21 protein-coding genes and 1 pseudogene are annotated in these 21,387 nt (G+C 70.4%); 18 read left to right on the top strand and 4 right to left on the bottom strand.

All coding sequences use genetic code 11. From position 1 onward, the window contains the following. The first annotated feature begins 83 nt into the window (after positions 1-83). The 3 genes from H6G16_RS05975 to H6G16_RS05965 are packed head-to-tail and all read left to right on the top strand — an operon-like array spanning position 84 to position 2,780. Positions 84-704 (top strand): glutathione S-transferase family protein, encoded by a 621-nt coding sequence (locus H6G16_RS05975; RefSeq protein WP_190389392.1) that lies wholly within the window; start codon positions 84-86, stop codon positions 702-704. Continuing rightward, positions 694-1,362, top strand: coding sequence for a ligase-associated DNA damage response endonuclease PdeM (gene pdeM, locus H6G16_RS05970; RefSeq protein WP_190389391.1), 669 nt, complete (start codon positions 694-696; stop codon positions 1,360-1,362). Before H6G16_RS05975 ends, pdeM begins: the two co-directional genes overlap by 11 nt. Positions 1,363-1,400: 38 nt before the next feature. Further along, positions 1,401-2,780 carry a hypothetical protein gene (locus H6G16_RS05965; protein WP_242036261.1) on the top strand — a complete coding sequence of 460 codons (1,380 nt, stop codon included), beginning with the start codon at positions 1,401-1,403 and terminating at the stop codon, positions 2,778-2,780. A gap of 16 nt (positions 2,781-2,796) precedes the next feature. Here H6G16_RS05965 and H6G16_RS05960 read toward each other — a convergent pair whose 3' ends face one another. After that, positions 2,797-3,234: a CBS domain-containing protein gene (locus tag H6G16_RS05960; protein WP_190389738.1), complete on the bottom strand. Its 438-nt coding sequence runs from the start codon at positions 3,232-3,234 to the stop codon at positions 2,797-2,799. Between the two features lie 78 nt (positions 3,235-3,312). On the opposite strand from H6G16_RS05960, the gene H6G16_RS05955 reads away from it, so the two are divergent. Further along, positions 3,313-3,855, top strand: coding sequence for a CDP-alcohol phosphatidyltransferase family protein (locus H6G16_RS05955; RefSeq protein ID WP_190389390.1), 543 nt, complete (start codon positions 3,313-3,315; stop codon positions 3,853-3,855). A gap of 16 nt (positions 3,856-3,871) precedes the next feature. Here H6G16_RS05955 and H6G16_RS05950 read toward each other — a convergent pair whose 3' ends face one another. Beyond that, positions 3,872-4,789: an NAD-dependent epimerase/dehydratase family protein gene (locus tag H6G16_RS05950; protein ID WP_190389737.1), complete on the bottom strand. Its 918-nt coding sequence runs from the start codon at positions 4,787-4,789 to the stop codon at positions 3,872-3,874. A 60-nt stretch (positions 4,790-4,849) separates the two neighbouring features. After that, positions 4,850-5,791, bottom strand: a complete 942-nt coding sequence (locus H6G16_RS05945) for a substrate-binding domain-containing protein (protein ID WP_190389389.1) — start codon at positions 5,789-5,791, stop codon at positions 4,850-4,852. Between the two features lie 142 nt (positions 5,792-5,933). Between H6G16_RS05945 and H6G16_RS13065 the strand changes: the two are divergent. From H6G16_RS13065 to glnT, 11 genes and pseudogenes are all read left to right on the top strand, one after another. Then, a pseudogene (locus tag H6G16_RS13065) lies at positions 5,934-6,122 on the top strand (TIGR02450 family Trp-rich protein); the annotation flags it as partial. A 33-nt stretch (positions 6,123-6,155) separates the two neighbouring features. Then, entirely contained in the window at positions 6,156-6,920 is a 765-nt protein-coding gene (hisA, locus tag H6G16_RS05940) for a 1-(5-phosphoribosyl)-5-[(5-phosphoribosylamino)methylideneamino]imidazole-4-carboxamide isomerase (protein ID WP_242036260.1), read from the top strand. Between the two features lie 24 nt (positions 6,921-6,944). After that, entirely contained in the window at positions 6,945-7,694 is a 750-nt protein-coding gene (locus H6G16_RS05935; RefSeq protein ID WP_190389387.1) for a hypothetical protein, read from the top strand. 173 nt (positions 7,695-7,867) lie between these two features. Continuing rightward, positions 7,868-8,233, top strand: coding sequence for a transcriptional repressor (locus H6G16_RS05930; protein WP_190389736.1), 366 nt, complete (start codon positions 7,868-7,870; stop codon positions 8,231-8,233). A 71-nt stretch (positions 8,234-8,304) separates the two neighbouring features. After that, complete coding sequence (locus tag H6G16_RS05925; RefSeq protein WP_190389386.1) at positions 8,305-9,954, top strand: DUF3685 domain-containing protein; 1,650 nt, start codon at positions 8,305-8,307, stop codon at positions 9,952-9,954. A 78-nt stretch (positions 9,955-10,032) separates the two neighbouring features. Continuing rightward, a complete protein-coding gene (locus tag H6G16_RS05920; RefSeq protein ID WP_347238808.1) occupies positions 10,033-10,611 on the top strand; it encodes a thylakoid membrane photosystem I accumulation factor in 579 nt (192 codons plus the stop codon). Next, positions 10,611-11,984, top strand: a complete 1,374-nt coding sequence (fumC, locus tag H6G16_RS05915; protein WP_190389384.1) for a class II fumarate hydratase — start codon at positions 10,611-10,613, stop codon at positions 11,982-11,984. The genes H6G16_RS05920 and fumC overlap by 1 nt, the downstream gene beginning before the upstream one ends. Positions 11,985-12,051: 67 nt before the next feature. Continuing rightward, complete coding sequence (locus H6G16_RS05910; RefSeq protein ID WP_190389383.1) at positions 12,052-13,812, top strand: EAL domain-containing protein; 1,761 nt, start codon at positions 12,052-12,054, stop codon at positions 13,810-13,812. Between the two features lie 5 nt (positions 13,813-13,817). After that, positions 13,818-14,735 carry a fatty acid desaturase gene (locus tag H6G16_RS05905; RefSeq protein ID WP_190389382.1) on the top strand — a complete coding sequence of 306 codons (918 nt, stop codon included), beginning with the start codon at positions 13,818-13,820 and terminating at the stop codon, positions 14,733-14,735. After that, the gene (locus H6G16_RS05900; RefSeq protein WP_190389381.1) at positions 14,732-15,733 is read left to right on the top strand and encodes an alpha/beta fold hydrolase; all 1,002 of its coding nucleotides are present in this window, start codon (positions 14,732-14,734) and stop codon (positions 15,731-15,733) included. The genes H6G16_RS05905 and H6G16_RS05900 overlap by 4 nt, the downstream gene beginning before the upstream one ends. Beyond that, a complete protein-coding gene (gene glnT / locus H6G16_RS05895) occupies positions 15,726-17,042 on the top strand; it encodes a type III glutamate--ammonia ligase (protein WP_190389380.1) in 1,317 nt (438 codons plus the stop codon). The genes H6G16_RS05900 and glnT overlap by 8 nt, the downstream gene beginning before the upstream one ends. Here the strand turns inward: glnT and H6G16_RS05890 are convergent. Next, on the bottom strand, positions 17,039-18,451 hold the full coding sequence (locus H6G16_RS05890) for a PhoH family protein (RefSeq protein ID WP_190389379.1): 1,413 nt from the start codon (positions 18,449-18,451) through the stop codon (positions 17,039-17,041). The genes glnT and H6G16_RS05890 overlap by 4 nt on opposite strands. Positions 18,452-18,590: 139 nt before the next feature. On the opposite strand from H6G16_RS05890, the gene H6G16_RS05885 reads away from it, so the two are divergent. From H6G16_RS05885 to ruvX, 3 genes are read left to right on the top strand one after another with little or no spacing between them, the layout of a single operon-like run. Continuing rightward, complete coding sequence (locus tag H6G16_RS05885; RefSeq protein ID WP_190389735.1) at positions 18,591-19,760, top strand: F420-0:Gamma-glutamyl ligase; 1,170 nt, start codon at positions 18,591-18,593, stop codon at positions 19,758-19,760. A 57-nt stretch (positions 19,761-19,817) separates the two neighbouring features. Continuing rightward, a complete protein-coding gene (locus H6G16_RS05880) occupies positions 19,818-20,909 on the top strand; it encodes a GNAT family N-acetyltransferase (protein ID WP_242036226.1) in 1,092 nt (363 codons plus the stop codon). After that, positions 20,906-21,379 (top strand): Holliday junction resolvase RuvX, encoded by a 474-nt coding sequence (ruvX, locus tag H6G16_RS05875; RefSeq protein WP_347238807.1) that lies wholly within the window; start codon positions 20,906-20,908, stop codon positions 21,377-21,379. Before H6G16_RS05880 ends, ruvX begins: the two co-directional genes overlap by 4 nt. Positions 21,380-21,387: the final 8 nt, after the last annotated feature.

Here is a 21,387-nt window from a genome sequence, read left to right as displayed (position 1 = left end):
TGACGCCGGTTCAGCAAACCCGTAACTGGACCAACCCACAGCGGCCAGCGAGACTGACAAACCTCCCATCACCACAGACCTCCATGGGCCTGACGCTGTACGGCGGCGCCCGCAGCCGCGCCTCCATGCCCCGCTGGTATCTGGAGGAGAAGGGGCTGGCCTACGACTGGATCCAGCTCGACATGGAGGCTGGCGAGCACCAGCAGCCCCCCTTCACGGCGATCAACCCCTTTGCCAAGGTGCCCGCCCTGGTGGACGACAGCCTGAGGGCGCCAGGCGGGGAGCCCCTGCAGCTGTTTGAAAGCGGCGCGATCCTGCTGCATCTCGCCGATCACCACGGCCACGACTTCCAGGGCACCCCAGCGGAGGTGGCCGCCCAACGGGCCCTGGCCACCCAGTGGATCCTGTTTGCCAATGCCACCCTGGCGGTGGCCCTGTTTGTGCCAGCCAATCGGGAACGGGAATTCCCCAGGCTGATGGGGGTGCTCGATGGCCTGCTGGAAGGGGGGCGCTCCCTGCTGGCGGGCCCCTGGGGCACCCCAAGCTGGACGGTGGCCGACTGCGCAGTGAACGCCTATCTGGCCTACCTGCCGATCTTCTTTCCCCAGATCGACCTCAGCCCCTGGCCCAACGTGCAGGCCACCATTGCTGCCACCCAGACCCGCCCGGCCTACCGACGCGGCATGGGGCTCGATGGCCGCTGAGCAGATCAGCTTCCACTGGCGGGGCGAGCCGCTGGAGCTGCTCGGCGCCAAGGGTCTATGGGATCCCCAGCGACGCCTGCTGCTGGTGGCCGATCTGCACTTGGGCAAGGCCGAAACCTTCCAGGCCCATGGCATTCCCCTGCCCAGCGACGGCGATGGCGCCACCCTCAACGACCTGCTGGCCCTGGCCCACCGCTGGCGGCCCCAGCAGGTGCTGGTGCTGGGCGACCTGATCCACAGCCGGCTGGGGCTCACCGGCGAGCTGCGCGCCAAACTCGCGGCCCTACCGGAGCTGCTGGGCTGCCCCCTGCGCCTGATCGGCGGCAACCACGAGCTGGGCAGCTGGATCGAGGGCCTGCCCCAGGAGCCCTCCCAGGCGGTGGGGCCCTGGTGGCTCAGCCACGCGCCCGACCCCCGGGACGGCCTGCTGAACCTCTGCGGCCACCTCCATCCGGTGGCGGTGGTGGGCGGGGGTGCCGATCGCCTGCGGCTGCCCTGCTTCAGCTACTGCGCACGGAGCGAACGGCTGGCCCTGCCGGCCTTCGGGCGCTTGACGGGAGGCCATCCCTGCTCCCAACGTGATCGGATCTGGCTGGTGGCGGACGGCGCCGTCGTGGATTGGACGCAAGCACCACCCAGCCGCGACCGGGCCGCCTGACCCCCCGACCCAAACGGCCGCTCTGGCGGCGCAAACGGATGCTCACGGTGGCCCTGCCGGCGAGCGTGCTCACCTTCCTGGTGGCCATTGCCCCGCCCCTGCCCGGTTCTGGCCCCCGAGCAGGGGCGCCCCTGCTCACCCGCGCCGACGGCCAGCCCTTTCGCTACCTCCCTGACGACAGGGTCTATGCCCTCGACTTCGATCCCCGAGCCGTGCAGATCGACCTGTTCGAAGGCTGGGATCGGGAGCAGGAGGCCTACGCCGACCGCCAGGCCCTGGCCTTCTTTTCAGGGCCCATGTATGAGCGCCACGTCGATGCGGGGGGACGGGAAATCACCGTGCCCCTGGGTGACATCAAGCTTGGCGATCGGATCTGGCGCGGCCGCAACCGCACCGCCGCCCGCCAGCGGGCCTTTGTGGGCATCCGCCGCGACGGTGGGGTCGACTTCGGTTACGGCGAGCTGACGGCCGATCGGGCACGCCAGTACGACAGCTTCATCGGCGGGCTGCACAGCGTCTACAACGACCTGGAACGGCCCCCGGCCGCCTATCGGGGGGCCTACAGCATCTCGATGGGCCAGCAGATCCGCTACTTCCTGCCCCGGATTCGCATGGTGATCGGCCTGCGCCCCGACGGCCGGCTGGAGGTGCTGATGAGCCGCGATGGCCTCACCCTGGAGCAGACTCGCTCCCTGGCACGCCAGCGGGGCTTACGGGCCGCCTACCTGCCCGACCACGCCTCCAAGAGCCGCTTCATCATTCCCGGCGAAAAGGGCTTCAGCGCCGCCGACGCCAATTGGATCAGCGGCGGTGCCACCAGCTTCGTGCACGTGCCCTACCTGCTGCGGCTGAGCCGGCGCCCCACCCCCCTCCAGGGCTCGCTGCTGGCCGGCCTGGCGGGACGCACGGCGGCGGAGGGCTGCGGCAACCCCTTCCAATGTGGCCAGACCCTGGGCGGCCAACTGGTGGATCGGGCCCTGGCCGGCTTCAACCGGCTGATGGAGCAGGGCGTGGAACCGATCGCCCAGCTGATCTGGGCCCCGCGGGGGCCGAAGGATCCCCTGCGGGCCAGCGCCAAGGCCCCCCTACGGGAGCCGCCGATCAGTGCCGACCCCCTGGCCCTGCGCACTCGCCAGGAACAGGCCGCCGCCAGCCCAGCAATCACGGGCGTGGAGCTGGAGACCCTGGGCCTGCCATCCGACCTACCCCAGCCCCTGGTGCTGCCGGAAGGGGAGATGCTGCCGGAGGAGGGCGCCGCGACACGGCAACCCTCGGGTTTCGATCCGATGGGCCCGGGTGCCGCCGAACTGGAGCCCGCCGAGCCGGCGGAAGCCCCGGTGGATAAGGCGATGGATTCGGCGGTGGGCCCCCTGCCCCTGCCCGGAGCGCCACCGCCCCTGCCCCTGCCGCTGCCCTGATCAGCGATGCCGGGGTTCAGCCCTCAGCCGCCAGGGCCCGCACCACATCGCCACGGGTGAGCACCCCCACGGGGCGCTTGGCGTCATCCAGCACGAACAGACGCTGGGTGCTGCGCTCGTGCAACAGGCCAGCCGCCGCCGGCAGGGGCAGGCCGGCGCTGCAGGTGTGCACCTTGGTGTTCATCACCTCGGCCACCGTGCTGCCGAGCACCTGATGCACCTCCTTATCCCAGTTGAGCGGGTTGCGCAGGTAGATCACCGCATCGAGCAGCATCACGTAGGGGCCCGGCTGAAAACCGCTCTCCCGCACCATCAGGTCCTGCTCGGTGAGTTCACCCACCAGCACCCCCGCCTGATCCAGCACCGGCAAGCCACTGATGTGGTGGTCGCTCATCAGCTTCACGGCCTCCTGCAGGGGGCTGGCCGCCGTCACGCTTAGCACCGGAGCCGACATCACGGCAGAAACCAGCTGTTGCACCACGGGCGCGAACTCAAGACTGGAGCCATTCTGGGGCCGAGCAGGGCACGCACCATGGCGAGGCAGGCGATCGGGCCGCAGAGGTGGCGCCAACTGGCCGATGGGCTCACGGTGGGCCGGGCCGTGCTGGGCCTGCCCCTAATCCTGGCCCTGGCGTGCGGCCAGCTGGCCCTGGCCTGGAGCCTGCTGCTGCTGGGTGGTCTGAGCGACTGGGCCGACGGCGTGCTGGCCCGTCGCGCCGGCGGCGGCTCCGAATGGGGGGCCCGGCTCGATCCCCTCACCGACAAGATCCTGATCGCCGCCCCCCTGCTCTGGATTGGTGCTGAGGGCCTGCTGCCGCTGTGGGCGATCTGGCTGCTGCTGGCCCGGGAACTGCTGATCTCCGGCTGGCGCAGCGCCGCCACCGGCGGCGGTCCGGCGTCCCTCGGTGGCAAGGCGAAAACCATCCTGCAGTTCCTGGCCCTGCTGCTGCTGCTGTGGCCCAACGGCTGGGGTCTCGGACTGGCGGCGGCATTCCACAGCGCAGGCTTCTGGCTGTTCTGGCCATCCCTGCTGCTGGCCCTCAGCTCGGCCTGGGGCTACCTGCGCCGGGGCTGAGCCAGGCCCGGCAGCCTCAGCCGATCAACGCCGCATCGGCACTGAAATCTGGCGTCGTCGGCATCCGCTTGGCGTAGTCGTTGGCGTAGCTGTCGGCCAGGGTGGCGTCCAGGTCGAATTCGGGCTCCCAGGCCAGCTCGCGCCGCACCCGGGTGATGTCGGTGAGGAAGTGGGCCAACCGCAGCGGGAAGGCCTTGCGGGCCTTCTTGTCGAGCCCGGCCGGGTCGAAGCTGCGGATCTCCACCGCCGCCGAATCCACACCAGCCGCCCGGGCGGCGGCGTGCACCAGGCCGCGGAAGGTGATGCCCTGGCGGCCGGTGCAGTTGTAGATGCGATTGGCGGCCGCATCCACCTCGATGCAGCGGGCCATGGCGGCGGCCAGGTCGCCCACATGGCCCAGCTGGGTGATGGTGCTGCCGTCACCCGGCAGGGGCACGGGCCGACCGTGAACGATCCGGTCAAAGAACCAGCTCTCCACCGGGTTGTAATTGCCCGGGCCCACGATGTAGGTGGGCCGGAAGCTGGTGAAGGGAATGCCCTGCTGACGCAGCCAGGCCTCCGTTTCCGCCTTGCCGGCGTGGCGGCTGTTGGGATCGGTGGGGCTGTCTTCATCCAGGGGCCACAGCTCGCTGTCGGCGTACACCCCGGCCGAGCTCACATACACAAAGCGATGGCGGGGGGCGCCGGTGCGCTCCACCACGGCGCGGGAATCCTCCAGGGTGCGGCCGGAACTGTCGACGATCACATCGAAGCTGCGGCCCTCAAGCTGCTGCAGACCTTCGGGAGTGCTGCGGTCGCCCACCAGGTGCTCCACGCCGGCCGGGGCGGGCTTGTTGCCCCGGGTGAACAGGGTGAGGCGATGGCCCTCTGCCAGCAGCTGCGCCACCAGCGGTTTGCCCACGAAGCGGGTGCCGCCCATCACCAGGATGTCCATGCTGCTGCCCACCGGGCCACGAAACTGGGCGCCATTCAAGCCCCCGGCCAGCAGCCGCGTTCACTCCACCAGCGTGATCCCCGTGTCGATCCGTTCAATCACCGGGGCTCCCAGCTGCTGTTGCCACAGGGCCAGCACGGCCCAGTAGCCCTGGGCCTTGGGCTTGGTGGCCACACTGGATTGCACCACCCCCTCGCGGATCAGGGCCACCAGTTCGGGCAGGTCGTCGAGGCCAACGGCCTGCACCCGCCCCTGGGCCCCCAGGCTGCGGATGGCACGCCCGATGCCGATCGGCCCGCTGGCGTCGCTGGCCACCCAGCCCCGCAGCGCGGGGTGGGCCTGCATCGTGGCCAGGGCCTCCCGTTCAGCGGTGGCGATGGAGTCCTGATCACTGGGGGTGGCCACCACCTGGATGGCCGGGTAGCGGCGGAACACCTCCTGGTGACAGCGGAACCGGATCGCATGATTCGGCGCCGTCGGCACCCCCTGCATGATCGCCACCTGGCCGCGGCCGCCCAGCAGGGTCACCAGCCGCTCGGAAGCCAAGGTGGCCTGTTTGCAGTAGTCGTTGCCCACGCTGGTGATGGCCAGATCCGCTGGTGCCTCGGAGTCGAACACCGCCAAGCGGATCCCCGCCGCCCGGGCCTGCCGCAGCAGGGGCGTCAACCGGGAGGCGTCGAGCAAATCGATGAAGATCCCGTCCGGTTTGGAGGCGATGGCCCGGCGGAGCACCTGCTGTTGCTGCTCAATGGTGGCCTCGGCCGGAGGCTGGTAGTCGACGCGCACCGCCCGGCCCGTCTCCGCGGTGATCATCCGCCCGGCCTCCAGGGCCCCCTGGCGCACCGCCTCAAACCAGGGGTGGCTCACCTTGGGAACCATCACCACGCGGAGCGCTGGTTTCGCCGGGGCCGCCCCGGCCGGCAGCGCCTGGGCACCCATCAAACCGCTCACCAGCACAGCCCCGGCACCGCGGCCGAGCAGGCGGATCAGACTCAACACCATCCCAAGGCCACGCAAGCTGACCCCCAATCTGGCGGCGGTCCAGGGCCCCAGCCCAGGCCGAAATGTTGAGTCACACCGGAGCCTTGGGGGCCCCAAGGGGCTCCACGGGGCCCACAATCCAACGGCCCGCGACGCTGCCGCCATGCGCCTGAGCCCTGCGTACACCGCCCAGCCCGCGCTGCTGGGCCAAACCCAGGGCTACCGCCACTTCGCCCTGCTGGGGGAGCGGGGCCGGGGGGCTGACCGGGCGGCGGAACTCCAGGCCGTGCTGGCGCCCGACTACCGCCTGGTGGTGCCGTTGCGCGACCTGCGCAATCGCCAGCTCTGGCAGCCTGGCTGGCAGCCCTTGCCCCCGGCCCCCTCCATGCAGGTGATCCCCGCCATTGATCTGCTCGACGGCCACTGCGTGCGGCTGCACCAGGGCGACTACGACCAGGTGACCCGCTTCAGCGACGACCCCGTGGCCCAGGCGCTCAGCTGGCAGCAGCAGGGGGCCCGGCGGCTGCACCTGGTGGATCTCGACGGCGCCCGCAGCGGCGAGCCGGCCAACGACGCTGCGATCAAGGCGATCACCGCCGCCCTCACCATCCCCGTGCAACTCGGCGGAGGCGTGCGCAGCGCCGAGCGGGCCGAGGAGCTGCTGGCCTGCGGACTGGATCGGGTGATCCTCGGCACCGTGGCCCTGGAGCAGCCCGAGCTGGTGGACACGCTGGCCGCCCGCCATCCCGGCCGAATCGTGGTGGGCATCGACGCCAAGAACGGCAAGGTGGCCACCCGCGGCTGGATCGAAGAGAGCAGCACCGAGGCCACCGAACTGGCCCGGCGCTTCTCCGCCAGCGGCATCGCCGCCATCATCAGCACCGACATCGCCACCGACGGCACCCTGGCGGGGCCCAACCTGGAGGCCCTGCGGGCGATGGCCGAGGCCAGTGCCGTGCCGGTGATCGCCTCCGGTGGCATCGGCACCCTGGAGCACCTGCTCTCCCTGCTGGCCCTGGCCCCCCTCGGGGTGGAGGGGGTGATCGTGGGCCGCGCCCTCTACGACGGCCGCGTCGACCTGGCCGAGGCCCTGCAGGCCATTGATGAGGGCCGGCTGCAGGATCCGGCCGGCGCGTCGATGATGGCCTGATCCACCCTCCCGACCCGGCCCGCCATGACCGATGCCCTGGGCACGCGGGCCGTGCTGGCGGTGCTGGTGCCCGCCACCAACACGATGGTGGAACCCGACCTGGCCTCCCTCCAGCCCCCGGGGGTGACCAACCACACCTTCCGCTTTCCGTTTCCGGAATTGCCGGCCAACCCGGAGCGGCTGCTGGAGCTGATGGAGCCGGCCATCGCCATGATGCTGGCCTGCGAGCCCGACCACCTGGTGCTCGGCTACTCCCCCGAATACATGCCGGGGGCGGCCGGCGTGGCCCAGCAGCTCAGCGCCACCCTGGAGGCGGCCAGCGGCCTGGCCGTCACCACCGCCACCGCCGCCGTCAGTGCGGCGCTGCGGGCCCTGAACTGCCGTCGGCTGGGCATTGTCAATCCCTTTCCCGAGCAGGCGAATGCCGCCGTGCTCAGCCACTTCCAGGCCGAGGGATTTGAGGTGGGGGCCATGGAATGCCTGGCCAGCGCCCAAAAGGGCAAGGTATTTTCAGCGCGGATCAGCGCCGAACGGATCCGGGAGGCCTTCCGGGCCGTGAACCACAGCGGCGTGGATGGGCTGCTCCAGGTGGGCACCAACCTGGTGGCCACCTCCCTGGTGGAGGAGCTGGAGCAGGAACTGGGCAAACCAGTGATCGCGGTCAACACCGCCACCTACTGGCAGGCCCTGAACCACCTGGGCCTGCACGCCCCGGTAACGGGCCTCGGCCGCTTGATGGAGCTGGAGACCCGTGGGGCCCTGCCCACACCGTAAGCGGATCGGTTGCGGGTTGGCCTATAACAGATTGATCACGATTTGAGGTGTGTCGCGTGCTCGCCGACGCCCTTTCCACCCCGGCCAGCCACGGGCACTCCAGCAACGTGGCCTCCAGCAAGGTGGCCTCCGGCAACGTGGACGACGTCTACCAGCGCTGCCGGGAGCTGGGCATGCGGCTCAGCCGCCAGCGCCGCATGGTGCTGGACCTGCTCTGGGCGGAGAAAAGCCACCTGAGCGCCCGCGACATTTTTGAAAAGCTGAACAACCTGGGGCGCAACATCGGCCACACCTCGGTGTATCAGAACCTCGAGGCTCTCCAATCGGCTGGGGTGATCGAGTGCCTGGATCGGGCCAGTGGGCGCCTCTACGGCTACCGCAGCGATCCGCACAGCCACCTCACCTGCGCCGAGTCAGGCGCGATCCAGGACCTGGATGTGGAGCTGCCCCGCGACCTGCTCGACCAGATTGAGCGCCACACCGGCTTCGCCATCGAGAGCTACACCCTGCACCTCACCGGTCGGCGGCGCGCCGGCTGAGCTGGGGTCAGGACGCCACTGGAGAAACCGAATCGGGCTCGTTAACGTTGGCCCATTCCTCAGCCCCACCCGTGAGTTCGCAGCTGCTGCTGTTTGCCGAACCACTGCTGCGCGATGGGCTCACCCGCCTGCTCATCGCCCAGGCTGATCGCTACACGGTGGCCCAATCCCCCGAGGAGCTGAACGGCCTGCCCCAACTGGTGCTCTGGCAGGTGAGCCGTGCGGGCGGCGGGGCGGCCTCGCTGGAGGGCCTGGCCCAGGAGCTTCAGCTGCTCCAGGAGCGCTGGCAGCCCGCGCCCCTGCTGGTGCTGCTGCCATCCGGCCATGGCCTGGCCCATGGGGCCCTGCTGCAGCTGCCCGCCGCGGGGGTGCTGGAGGCCCCGACGCCCCAGGAGCTGCTTGAGGCCATCGCCACCCTGCTCGCCGGTGGCCGGGTGCTGGCGGTGGCCTCCGGGTCAGCCCCAGAGGCGGCCCCCAATCCCACGGCCACCCTGGGGCTGGGCCAGTGGCTGCTGATCAGTGGCCTGCAGCAGATCGACGCCGACAGCCAGGCGATCCAACGGCTGCTCACGCCGCCACCCACCAACCTGGTGCACCTGCTCGTGCTGCAGGGCCGCCTGCGGGAGCTGGCGGCGGCCCGGCAGCTGCTGGTGCTGCTGTGGGGGCCGATGAGCCTGGCCTGGGGCCCGGTGGTCGAGACGCCGCGCCCCCCAGCAGCCGGCAGCTCCGCCGGTCCGAAGGATGGGGAACCGGTGCTGGCGATCACCCTGCAGCAGCGCAGCGCCGACGGCATCTGGCGGGCCATTCGCCAACGGTTGGAGGCCGGGGCCGAGGCCGGACTGACCAACCGCAGCGGCCAGCTGCTGGCCCTGGAGGGCCTCAGCCCGGAGCGCCGCCGCGACCTGCTGCGGGCCCTGCTGAGCCAGGTGGACAGCCTGCGCCAACGCCTGCTGGCGGAGGAGTTCCCCCATCAGCCGCTGCAGGAGCGCTGGCTCACCTGGCAGCCGGAACTCCGCCAGCAGGCCCTGCGCAGCCTGGTGAACCCCTACGTGCAACTGCCCCGGGAGGGCCAACTCCAGCCCGTGGCCGAGACCCTGATCCGCAGCAGCGAGCTGGGGGCCAGCGACCCGGAACTGCCCGATCCCCAGCCGATGCTGGCCGCCCTGGTGCGGGCCCAGCCCCTGCTGGTGGAAGGCCAGTTGGTGGCCGCCGACGAGCCCCGGGCCGTGCTGCACCTCGAGCTGCTGCTCAGCAACTGGCTGGTGCGCAGCGCCGAACTGGTGAGCGCCGAAGTGCTCGCCAGCTGCGGCAGTTGGCCGGAGCTGCGCCGTTATCTGCTCCAACCCGATCTGCTGGCCACCCGCAACCTCGAACGGCTGCGCAACCAGCTCAATGCCCAACAGCGCTGGACCAGCTGGGTGGAGCGGCCGATCAGCCTCTACGAGAGCCGCCGCCGGCTCTACTGCCTGCGCGATGGCGCCATCCGCTGCCAGGAGCTCACCGAGCCCCGCGATGCCGAATTGCGTCAGCTGGGCTGGCTGCAGCAACTGGTGACCCTCAGCCTGGAAACCCGCGATGCCCTGGCCCCCCAGGTGCAGGCCCTGGTGCGGGGCCTGGGGGATCTGGTGGTGGTGCTGCTCACCCGCGTGCTGGGCCGGGCCATTGGCCTGGTGGGCCGGGGCATCGCCCAGGGCATGGGCCGCAGCCTGGGTCGCAGCTGACGCCCCGTCACAATGGCTCCACTTGGCGGGCAGTTCGGGATGGGACGGATCGGGGGAGATCGCAACGGGATCGGGTCAGTGCCCACCAGCCTCACAAGCCTCCTCCAGGGCGTGCTCACCTCCGCCCTGGGGGTGCTGCTGGCGGTGGGCCTTTGGGGCCTGGTGCCCGCCGCCGCGGCCCAGGCCTCGCTCACGAGCAACAGCTACGACGGCAACATCTATGCCCTCTACGCCGGCAACGGCTCCCTGGTGCCGCCGCGCAGCAGCCTGGCCCAGGCCCTGGCCGACCACCGGCCCGCCGTGGTGATCTACTACCTCGACGACGACGCCGCCAGCAAACAGTTCTCGGCGGTGGTGTCGGAGCTGCAACGGGTGTGGCTCAACAGCATCGAGCTGATCCCGCTGGTCACCGACCCCCTGCAGAACCGCGGCGATGGCGGCCCCACCGATCCGGCCCACTACTGGCGCGGCCTGGTGCCCCAGGTGGTGGTGTTCAACGCCGAGGGGCGGGTGATCTTCGATGAACAGGGTGCCGTGGATGTGGATGCGATCAACGCCGCCGTGAGCCAGGCCACCGGCATCCCCCTGCCCGAAGGGGGCACCCGCAGCAGCACCGAGAGCTTCAACGAGCTCAATTCGGAGGTGGTGAGCCGCTGATGGGCCGCCTCGAAACCGACAGCATGGGGCCGATCGAGGTTCCCGAGCAGCACTACTGGGGGGCCCAGACCCAGCGCTCCATCCACTACTTCCCCTTCGGCCAGGCCATGCCGCTGGCGGTGGTGCACGCCTTCGGCCAACTGAAGGCGGCCTGCGCTGAGGTGAACCAGGCCAAGGGCAAGCTCAGCCCCGAGCGCACCGCCCTGATCGTGGCCGCTTCAGAAGAGGTGGCCGCCGGCACGCTCGATGCCGAGTTTCCGCTCAAGGTGTGGCAGACGGGCTCCGGCACCCAGACGAACATGAACGTCAACGAGGTGATCGCCAACCGGGCGATCGAAGCCGCTGGCGGGGTGCTGGGCAGCAAAAGCCCCGTGCACCCCAACGACCATGTGAACCTCAGCCAGTCGAGCAACGACACCTTCCCCGCCGCCCTCCACGTGGCCGTGGCGATCGAGCTGGAACGCAGCCTGATCCCGGCCGTCGAGGCCCTGCGCGCGGCCCTGGTGGCCAAGGCCGAAGCCTTCGCCACGATCATCAAGATCGGTCGCACCCACCTGCAGGATGCGGTGCCCCTCAGCCTGGGCCAGGAATTCGGCGGCTATGGGGCCCAGCTCGACCTGGCCCTCGACAGCATCCGGGCAACCCTGCCCCAGGTGCACCAGCTGGCCATCGGCGGCACGGCGGTGGGCACCGGCCTGAATGCGCCCCCCGGCTTCGGTGAGGCGGTGGCGGCGCGCCTGGCCGAACGCGTGGGCCTGCCCTTCACCAGCGCCCCCAACAAATTCCAGGCCCTGGCGGGCCACGAGCCCCTGGCCGCGGCCCATGGGGCCCTCACCGTGCTGGCCGGCAGCCTGATGAAAATCGCCAACGACATCCGCTGGCTGGCCAGCGGACCCCGCTGTGGCCTGGGCGAGCTGGTGATCCCGGAAAACGAACCGGGCAGCTCGATCATGCCGGGCAAGGTGAATCCCACCCAGGCCGAGAGCCTGACGATGGTGGCCGTGCAGGTGATGGGCAACAACACCGCGGTGCAGCTGGCCGCCAGCCAGGGCAACTTCGAGCTGAACGTGTTCAAACCGGTGATCGCCCACAACGTGCTGGAGAGCATCGCCCTGCTGGCCGGGGCCTGCACCAGCTTCCGGGAGCACTGCGTCGAAGGGCTGCAGGCCAATGAGAGCCGCATCGAAACCCTGCTGGACCAGAGCCTGATGCTGGTGACGGCCCTCACCCCGGCGATCGGCTACGACCGGGCCTGCGCCATTGCCAAACACGCCCACAACCACCAGCTCAGCCTCAAGGAGGCCGCCCTGGTGCTCGGCGAGATCAGCGCTGAAGAGTTTGATCGCTGGGTCCAGCCCAGCGAGATGGTCTGAACGGCTGAATTGCTGTCACGATGAACCCAAGGGCCCATTCCATCGGGGACCCGCAGCAGGTTTCACCATGCCCAAAGAACTGGGCGACAGCGCCTTTGCCGATGCGGGCATTCCGATGGCCTTTGTGGCGCCCAGCCAGGAACGCGGAGGCCTTGGCAGGATCCTGGCGGCGAACGGTGCCATGGCCTTCTTCACCGGCCGCACCAAGCAGGAGTTGGGCGGCCTCTCCTTCGCCGAGTTGGTGCACCGCGACGACGTCGCCCTCTTCGAAGACCTGATCGCCCGCCTCTGCCGCGGGGAGATGGAAACCTGCAGCTTCGAGAAGCGCTTCGAGCACGCCGATGGTCATCGCACCTGGGGACTGATCACGGTGGCGCGGGGCCATGAGCTGACGGGCGATCGCCAAGGGGCCCTGGTGGTGCAGGTGCATGACATCTCCGAACGCAAGCATTTCGTCGGCCAGCTCGAATACTTCGCCGACCACGACCCGCTCACCTCGCTCTACAACCAGCGGCGCTTCCGGATCGACGTCGACCGCCAGCTCGCCTACGCCCGTCGCCATGGTGGCGGCGGCGCCGTGCTGATGCTCGACCTCGACAACTTCAAGGGCGTCAACGACCAATACGGACACGCCGCCGGCGATGCCCTGATCATCGCCGTGGCCGCGGCCCTCAGCGGCAACTCGCGCGAAACCGATCTGGTGGCCCGGCTGGGGGGGGATGAATTCGCCGTGTTGCTGCCGGAATCCAGCCTTGACGAAGCCCACAGCCACGCCGAACAGTTGCTTCGAGCCATCGCTGCGGTGGTGGTGGAGGGGGCCGGCCTGAGCATCACCGTGGCCGCCAGCTGCGGCGTGGCGGGTTTCCAGAGCGACGACGGCCAGTGCGCCGACGACGTGCTGATCAACGCCGATCTGGCGCTCTATCAGGCCAAGGAGTCTGGCCGGGGCTGCGTGAAGGTGTTCACCACCGACAGCGGTCTGCACGAGAAGGTGACGGCCCGGTTGCTGTGGTCGGAGCGGATCCGGGACGCCCTCGACCACGACGGCTTCGCGCTCCATGCCAAACCGGTGATCGATCTGCAAACCGATGCGGTGGCCTTCTACGAGCTGGTGATCCGGCTGAGGGCGCCCGGCGGCATCCTGATCCCCCCGGCGGTGTTCCTCTACACGGCGGAACGCTTCGGCATGGCCATTGACATCGATGAGTGGGTCACCGGACGGGCCATCACCCTGTTGGAGGAGATGGACCCCGAACACCCCAGAGCCCTGGCGGTGAATCTCAGTGGCGCATCCCTGCAGGGGGAGCGGTTCGCCCAGTTTCTGGAGGCCCATCTGGCAAACGCCACCTTCCCCCGCGAGCTGCTGATCTTCGAACTCACCGAGTCGGTGGCGATGGCCAACCTGGAACGGGCCCGCCAGTTCGGCCGGGTGCTCCGCAAACTCGGCTGCCAGCTGGCCCTCGACGACTTCGGGGCGGCCTTCGGCAGCTTCTTCTACCTCAAACACATGCCCGTCGATCTGCTCAAGATTGCCGGGGAGTACGTGCGCGGCCTGGGCACGGAAAACGATCCCGCCGACCGCCTGATCATCGAGGCGGTGGTCAAGCTGGCCAAGGGGCTCGGCACCCTGGTGGTGGCGGAGTTCGTGGGCGACCAGGAGACCCGCCAAGACCTGCTGGAGATGGGGGTGCGCCTGGGCCAGGGGGCCTTCCTCGGCCCCGCGCGGGACGTGCTGGAGATTCAAAGCCTCCAGCCCCATGGCGCCCAGCCGGACCCGCAGATGGTCACATCCCCTACCGAAGCCGGGGCCTCCGGCCTGGTGGGATAGGGGCCATGGCCCATCCCACCACACCCCTGCTGGAGCGCGAGGCGCTGGCCAGCCTCAACCAGCTGCGCAATGGCCCTGCAGCCGTGCGCCTGGCCAGCCACCTGCTGTTCACCCTGGCGGGCGGGCTGGCATGGGCCCAGCAGCCCTGGCCCCTGGCCCTGAGGCTGGTTGGGCTGCTGGTGTGCGGCATCGGCCTGGCCACCTGCTTCGCCCCCCTGCATGAGTGCTGCCACCGCACGGCGTTCCGCAGCCGCCGCAGCAACGACACCGTGGCCTGGATCGCCGGGCTGCTGAGCTTTTACAACGCCACCTACTACCGGCGCTACCACCAGTGGCACCACCGCTACACCCACCAACCCGGGCTCGATCCCGAACTGGACGATCCCGTGCCCACCGACGCCTGGGGCTACCTGCGCGAGGTGAGCGGCTGGAACTGGTGGAGCGGCAAGTGGGGCGGTTACGCCCGGTTGCTCTGGGGAAACCTCAATGACCTGAGCTATCTGAGCCCGGAGGCCATCCCCCAGGTGCGCCGCTCGGTGCGGCTCCAGTTCGCCGTGTACGCCGCCCTGGCCCTGGCCTCCCTGGTGAGCGGCACGGGCTTTCTGTTCTGGTTCTGGCTGCTGCCCCTGGCGGTGGGGCAGCCCGTGCTGCGGGTTCTGCTGCTGGCGGAACACAGCGGCTGCAGCTTCAGCAGTGACGGCACCGAGAACACCCGCACCACCCTCACCCACCCGGCCGTGCGCTGGCTGATGTGGAACATGCCGTTCCATGCCGAGCACCACCTCTACCCCTCCCTGCCCTTCCACGCCCTGCCGGTGGCCCATGCCGCCATCGCCCCCCACCTGCGCCACTGCGATCGGGGCTACCTGGCGGTGCACCGACGGCTGCTGCGCAACCTGCCGGCCCTGGCCCTGCCGGCATGAGCGCCACCGCCGTCGCCCGCCGGGCCCAGCAACCCCTGGGCCCCTTTCCCCTGGCCTGCGGCCACACCCTGCCGCAGGCCCAGCTCACCTACCTCCAGATCGGTGAGCTCAACGCCCAGCGCTCCAACCTGATCCTGGTACCCACCTCCTACGGCGCCCGACCCGAGGATCTGGCCTGGCTGGCCGGCCCGGTGCTGGATCCGGAGCGCTGGTGCATCGTGATTGCTGGCATGTTCGGCAACGGCTCCTCCAGCAGCCCCAGCCACGGCGCCATGGGCCTGGCCGAACAGGGCTGGGTGGTGGGCCACCGCGACAACGTCGCCGCCCAACGGCACCTGCTGGCGGAGGCGTTTGGTGTCGAACGGCTCCCGCTGATCTACGGCTGGTCGATGGGGGCCCAGCAGGCCTACCAGTGGGCCGTTGATCACCCGGGGGCCGTGGAGCGGATCTGCTGCGTCTGCGGCACGGCCCGCACCTCCCCCCACAACCGCCTGTTCCTCCTCAGCCTGCGCCAGGCCCTCACCGCCGATCGCCACTGGAACGGCAGCGGCTTCGACGCCCCGCCGGACCAGGGGCTGCGCACCTACGCCCTGATCTACGCCAGCTGGGCCGCCAGCCAACCCTTTTTCCGCACCGTCGCCGAACCGGTGGAGGAGCACGTGGAGCGCCAGTGGCTGCCCCACTACCAGCGCCACGACCCCCGAGACCTGATCGCCATGCTCGACACCTGGCTGGCCCACGACGTGGCCGCCGGTGGCGACCTGGCCGCAAGCCTGGGCTCCATCACCGCCCGCACCGCCGTGGTGGCCGGCAGCCACGACCTCTACTTCCCGCCCGACGACCTGGCCGCCGACGCCGACGCCATCCCCGGCGCGGCGTTGCACGTGCTCCCCTCGCAGCTCGGCCACCGGGCGGGCAACCCCCACAGCAGCCCTGCCGAGCAGCGGCAGCTGCGCCGCATCGTTGACACCCTCCTCCAGCAGCCCTCCCATGTCTGATCTCGCCCAGCGGGTGCAGGAACTGAACCTGCGGTTCCTGCTGATCTCCTTCACCGACCTGTTCGGCATCCAGCGGGCCAAACTCGTGCCGGCCTCGGCCGTGGCGGCCATGGCCCGGGACGGGGCCGGCTTCGCCGGCTTTGCGGCCTGGCTGGATCTCTCCCCCGCCGATGGCGACGTGATGGCGATCCCGGCGGCGGCCAGCCTCACCCCCCTGCCCTGGCAGCCGGAGGTGGGCTGGGTGGCGGCCGAGCTGCAGCTCAACGGCCAGCCGATGGCGCAATGCCCCCGCCGCCTGCTGCGCCACCAGCTGGAGCGGGCTGCCGAGCGGGGGCTGGAGCTGCGCAGCGGCGTGGAGGCCGAGTTCTTCCTGCTCGATCCCACGGGTGCGCAGATCGCCGACAGGGCCGACACCCAGGAGAAACCCTGCTACGACCAGCTGGCCCTGATGCGTCGCTACCCCCTGATCGCGCCGCTGCTGGAGGCGATGGAGCAGCTGGGCTGGGGCCCTTACCAGGCCGACCACGAGGACGCCAACGGTCAATTCGAGGTCAACTGGACCTACGCCGAGGCGCTCACCACCGCCGATCGCCACGCCTTTTTCAAGGTGATGGTGAAATCCCTGGCGGAGCAGCAGGGGTTGCGGGCCAGCTTCATGCCCAAACCCTTCGCCGCCCTCACCGGCAACGGCTGCCACACCCACCTCTCCCTGTGGGGCGCTGCCGGCAGGGCCAACGCCGGCCAAAACCTGTTCCACGACCCGGCCGGAGCGCTGGGCCTCTCAGAGCTGGCCTACCAGTTCCTGGGCGGCCTGCTGGCCCACGCCCCGGCGCTCAGCTGCCTCACCAACCCCACGGTGAACAGCTACCGCCGGCTGGCCGCTCCGCCCACCAGCTCGGGCGCCACCTGGAGCCCGGGCGGCATCAGCTACAGCGGCAACAACCGCACCCACATGGTGCGCATCCCCGATGACCAGCGCCTGGAGCTGCGTCTACCCGACGGCGCCGCCCACCCCTACCTGCTCCAGGCGGCGATCCTGGCGGCGGGGCTCGACGGCATCGAGCGCCAGCTCCACCCCGGCCCCCGCCACGACAACGACAACTACGCCGCTCCCCTCAGCGCCGACGCCTGTGGCCGACTGCCCAACAGCCTGGGGGAGGCCCTCGACGCCTTTGCCGCCGACACCGCCCTGCGCCAGGCCCTGGGCGAAAACTTCTGCGTTGCCTACGAGCGGCTGCGGCGGCGCCAATGGAACGAGCACCGCTCCGAGGTGACCCCCTGGGAACGGCGCACCGGGCTGGACGGCTAGAGCAGGTTGGCGGCCAGCTCGGCCAGTTCACTGCGCTCGCCCCGCAGCAGGGTCACGTGGCCAGCGAGCGGCTGGCCCTTGAACCGCTCCACCAGCCAGGTGAGGCCATTGCTCTCAGCGTCCACGTAGGGGTTGTCGATCTGGTACGGGTCACCGGTGAGCACGATCTTGGTGCCCTCACCCACCCGGGTCACGATCGTCTTCACCTCATGGGGCGTGAGGTTCTGGGCCTCATCCACCACCATGAACTGGCGGGGAATCGAGCGGCCGCGGATGTAGCTGATCGCCTCCACCTCCAGCAGGCCCATGCCCTTGAGGTCGGTCCAGTTGCTGCGCGGACCCCGGTGGCTGCCGCCCCGGCCGCCTGCCCCACCGCTGCCGCCACCCCGGGGGGCGCCGCGCCCCTCGTCCTCGCCGCTGCCGCCCAGCAGGAAGTCGAGGTTGTCGATGATCGGCTGCATCCAGGGGCCCATCTTCTCCTCGAGATCCCCGGGCAAAAAGCCGATCTCCTTGCCCAGGGAGATCACGGGCCGGGTCACCAGCAGGCGCTCGTAGAGGCGCTCATCGGCCACCTGGTGCAGGCCCGCCGCCAGGGCCAGGAGGGTTTTGCCGGTGCCGGCCTTGCCCACCAGGGTGATCAGCTGGATCTCCGGATCCAGCAGCAGGTCCAGGGCAAAGGTCTGTTCCCGGTTGCGGGGCTGGATGCGACCGAGCTTGGCCTTGGGGGCCCGCTGCAGGGGCTGCAGGGTGGCGGTGGCGGCATTGAAGCGGGCCAGCAGGGTGTGGGCCGGCTGGGCCTGATCGATCAGGGTGACCCCTTCGTTGGCCTGCAGGGGACTCTCCACCGCCAAGCCCTCCACGGCGAGGCCCGGAGGCTGCTTGACCCGGTCCATCTGCTCGGCACTTACCCAGAGCTCACACAGGCCGGGATAGAGGTCGCCAAGGTCGACCCGATCGCTGGTGTAGTCCTGGGCGTTCAGGCCGACGGCATCGGCCTTGATGCGCAGGTTGGTGTCCTTGGTGACCAGGATCACCGGCGGCTGGCTGCCCATCACCGCCTGCAGCCGCTGCTCCTCCAGGGCCACCGCCAGGATGTTGTTGTCGCCGTTGCCGGCCTTGAGCTCGGGCGGCAGCTGGCTGAGGGTTTCAGCCCGGCAGAACACCACCTTCAGGGTGCCCCCCTGCTCCCCGTTGGGGACCCCATCGGCCAGGTTGCCCTGGGCCCGCAACGCATCCAACAGCCGTGACACCTGGCGGGCATTGCGGCCCTTCTCGGCGGGGTCGCGCTTGAAGCGGTCGATCTCCTCGACCACCTCAATCGGAATCAGGATGTTGTTGTCTTCAAACCGGGTCAGCGCCGCCGGATCGTGCAGCAGCACGTTCGTGTCGAGCACGAAGGTCTTGCGCATGCCCGGCACCGAAATCGCGACCGTTTGAAGCTAAGGCCGCAGGCCCCATTACGCTCCGGCGATTCTTGCCCGGTCGCAATTGGCTCCGACCCAACTGGCTTCGACCCAACTGGCCCCCGCCCTGGTCGCCCTGCTCCTGCTGAAGGTCGTGCTGGTGCTGGCCCTGCTGCTGGGCCTCACCCTGCTCTGGCTGGAGCTGCGCCACCGGCTGCGGCCCGCGTCACCACTGCAGCTGCGGGCCGATGGCTTTCAGGTGGAGCGAACATCTACGGGGCTGGAGGTGACCGGCACGGTCACGATCAGCAATCCCCATCGCCGCATGGAGGTGATGGTGCCCGAGATTGCCTTGCGTCCCACCCTGCTGGGCCGGGGCGATTTAACCGGGGTCACGGTGAGCAGTCGGATCGAGGCCCTGCACCCCGATGAGGAGTCGCGCCCCGATGGCTACTGGGCGGCCTACATCGTCAAGGGGCGCAAGAGCACCACGGCCCGCCTCCACATCAGCCTGGCCGGCGCCCCGGGCCAGACCCTCGACCAGCTGCTCGACACTTTGTGGCTGGAGATCCTCTGGATCAACTACGGCCCCTTCGGCCGGCTGGAGCGGCGCGATGGGGTGCTGGTGCCGCTGCAGAAGCCCAGTCCCCAGGCCGCCGCCAGCGCCCGCTGGCGCGAGGGCGACCGCTGCAGGGTGCTCCCGGTGGGCACCCACCTGCTGGGGGTGCTGGACGACCCCGAAGCGGTGTTGCGCCGTTACGCCGGCGAGCTGGTCCAACCCGGTGACGTGCTCACCATCGGTGAAACGCCCTTGGCCGTGATGCAGGGCCGTTACCACCATCCCGCCACCGTGCAGCCCAGTGGTCTGGCCCGGCTGCTCTGCCGGGTGTTCCACCCCACCAGCTCCCTGGCCACGGCCTGCGGCCTGCAAAGCCTGATCGACGTGGTGGGACCGGCGCGGGTGCTCGGGGCCTGGCTGGTGGGCCTGGCGCTCAAGCTGGTGGGCAGCAAGGGCTGGTTCTACCGGCTGGCCGGCGATCAGGCCCGGCTGATCGACGACATCACCGGCACCACCCCGCCCTACGACCAGACGATTGTGTTGGGCCCGGAACGGCCCGCCGCCTTCTGTGCGGCCATGGCCCGCTCCCTCGGGGTAGCTGTCGCCGTCGTGGATGTCAACGACCTGGGCCGGGTCAAGGTGCTGGCCTCCAGCCCGGGCTGTGATGAGGCCCTGCTGGAGCGCGCCCTCCGCCCCAACCCCGCCGGCAACGCCAACGAGCGCACCCCCCTGGTGCTGGTGCGACCACCGGCCTGAGCTCCATCCCCGCGGCGCCGATAGAGTTGGTCCACCCGGCAGCCGTCGCCACGCCCCATGCCCGGGATCCAGTCGTCGCCCAGCTCCAGTCCCAGCCCCCCGTCGGGGCCGGCGCGAACCGATCCGGAGAGCTGGCGCCTCCAACCCCTGGCCGGTTGGCACCTGCCCCTGCTGAGCGACCCCGTCTTCCTGCCCCTGCAGGCCGTGCTGCAACGGGCCGTCCTGCTCGGCCTGCCGGAGCGGCTGATGCAGGCCCTGCTGGCGCGGCCATCCCTGGCCCCCCAGGTGCTGGTGGCCCTCAGCGGCCAGACCCCGCTCGGGTTGATCGTGTGCCGCCGGTTGAATCGCAGCGGCACCTGCTGGCAGATGCAGCATCTGCGCCTGGCCCCCGGCGCCGCCCGCCAGGAATTGGCCGCCACCCTGTTGCGCGCCGCCATCCAGCGCGCCCGCGGAGCCGCCAGCTGGATCGCCGCCGCCTCCACCCTGGATGACACCCGCCTGGCCATGCTGCGCGAGCAGGGCTTCCAACCCCTGCGCACCGACCGGCTCTGGTGCTGGCGACCCAACCCGGCCGCCAGCGGCCCCGTTATGCCGGCCCTGCCCCCCGACCTCCAGCTCACCCCCCTCAACCGCCGCAGCGCAGCCCTGCTCTGGCATCTCGAACAGGCGACCTGTCCAGCCCAGTTGCGGCAACTGCTCGATCGCCGCGTTGAAGACCTGCTCGACCAAAGCCATGGCCGCGGCTGGATGCTTGTGGATTCCAGCCGGGAGCAGGCTGTAGCGGCGGTGCGCTGGATCGGGGAGCACGCCGGAGGTGGCCATGACGTGGAACTGAGCGTCCACCCCGGGTGGGAGCACCTGGTGGGAGGCGCCAGCGAGCTGCTGCTGCGCCAGGCCTACGCCGCCCTTGGCTCCAAGGAACCCCTCTGGCTGCGCTGTGACCTGCGCGATGGGGCCCAGCAACGCTGGCTGGCCAGCTTGGGCGCGGAGGAACGGGGGGAACGGGTGCTGATGGCCCGCAGTGTCTGGCGCCGTCAGGCGCTGCACGCCCCGGGGCGTGCCGGTCTGCGCCTCGAGGCCATGCTCGACCAATGGCAGCCACGGCGCCGCCCCCTGCCCACGCCCACACCCCTGGCGCCCACCCCGTGACGCCCCCCCGGCCCCGCTCGGTGCTGGCCCTCGACGTGGGACGCCGCCGCATCGGCCTGGCGGGCTGTGACCCCCTGGGACTCACGGTCACGCCGCTGCCGGCCCTGGCCCGGGGAGCTTTTGCGACCGATCTGGCGCACCTGGGCTCAGTGGTGCACCAGCGTCGGATCGAGGCCCTGGTGGTGGGACTCCCCCTCGATCAGGCCGGAGCCCCCACCGCCCAGGCCGCGCACTGCCGGCGCTACGGCGTACGGCTGGCCCAGCACCTGGCCCTGCCCCTGGCCTGGGTGAATGAACATTCCAGCAGCTGGGCTGCTGCCGAGCGCCACGGCCTCCACGGCGACCGCAGCGGCGCCCTCGACAGCGCCGCGGCGGCCCTGCTGCTGGAGCAATGGCTGCAGGAAGGACCGGAACCGGTGACGCCGGCGACCATGGCTGGCGGCCAGACGGCCGACGCTGCACCATCCTGAGGAGAGCC

Origin of the sequence: Cyanobium sp. FACHB-13342, assembly GCF_014697415.1 — a bacterium.
Taxonomy (GTDB): Bacteria; Cyanobacteriota; Cyanobacteriia; order PCC-6307; family Cyanobiaceae; genus Cyanobium_A.
Note: the sequence above shows the minus strand (reverse complement) of the source record. Positions and strands in the feature narration are given on the sequence as shown.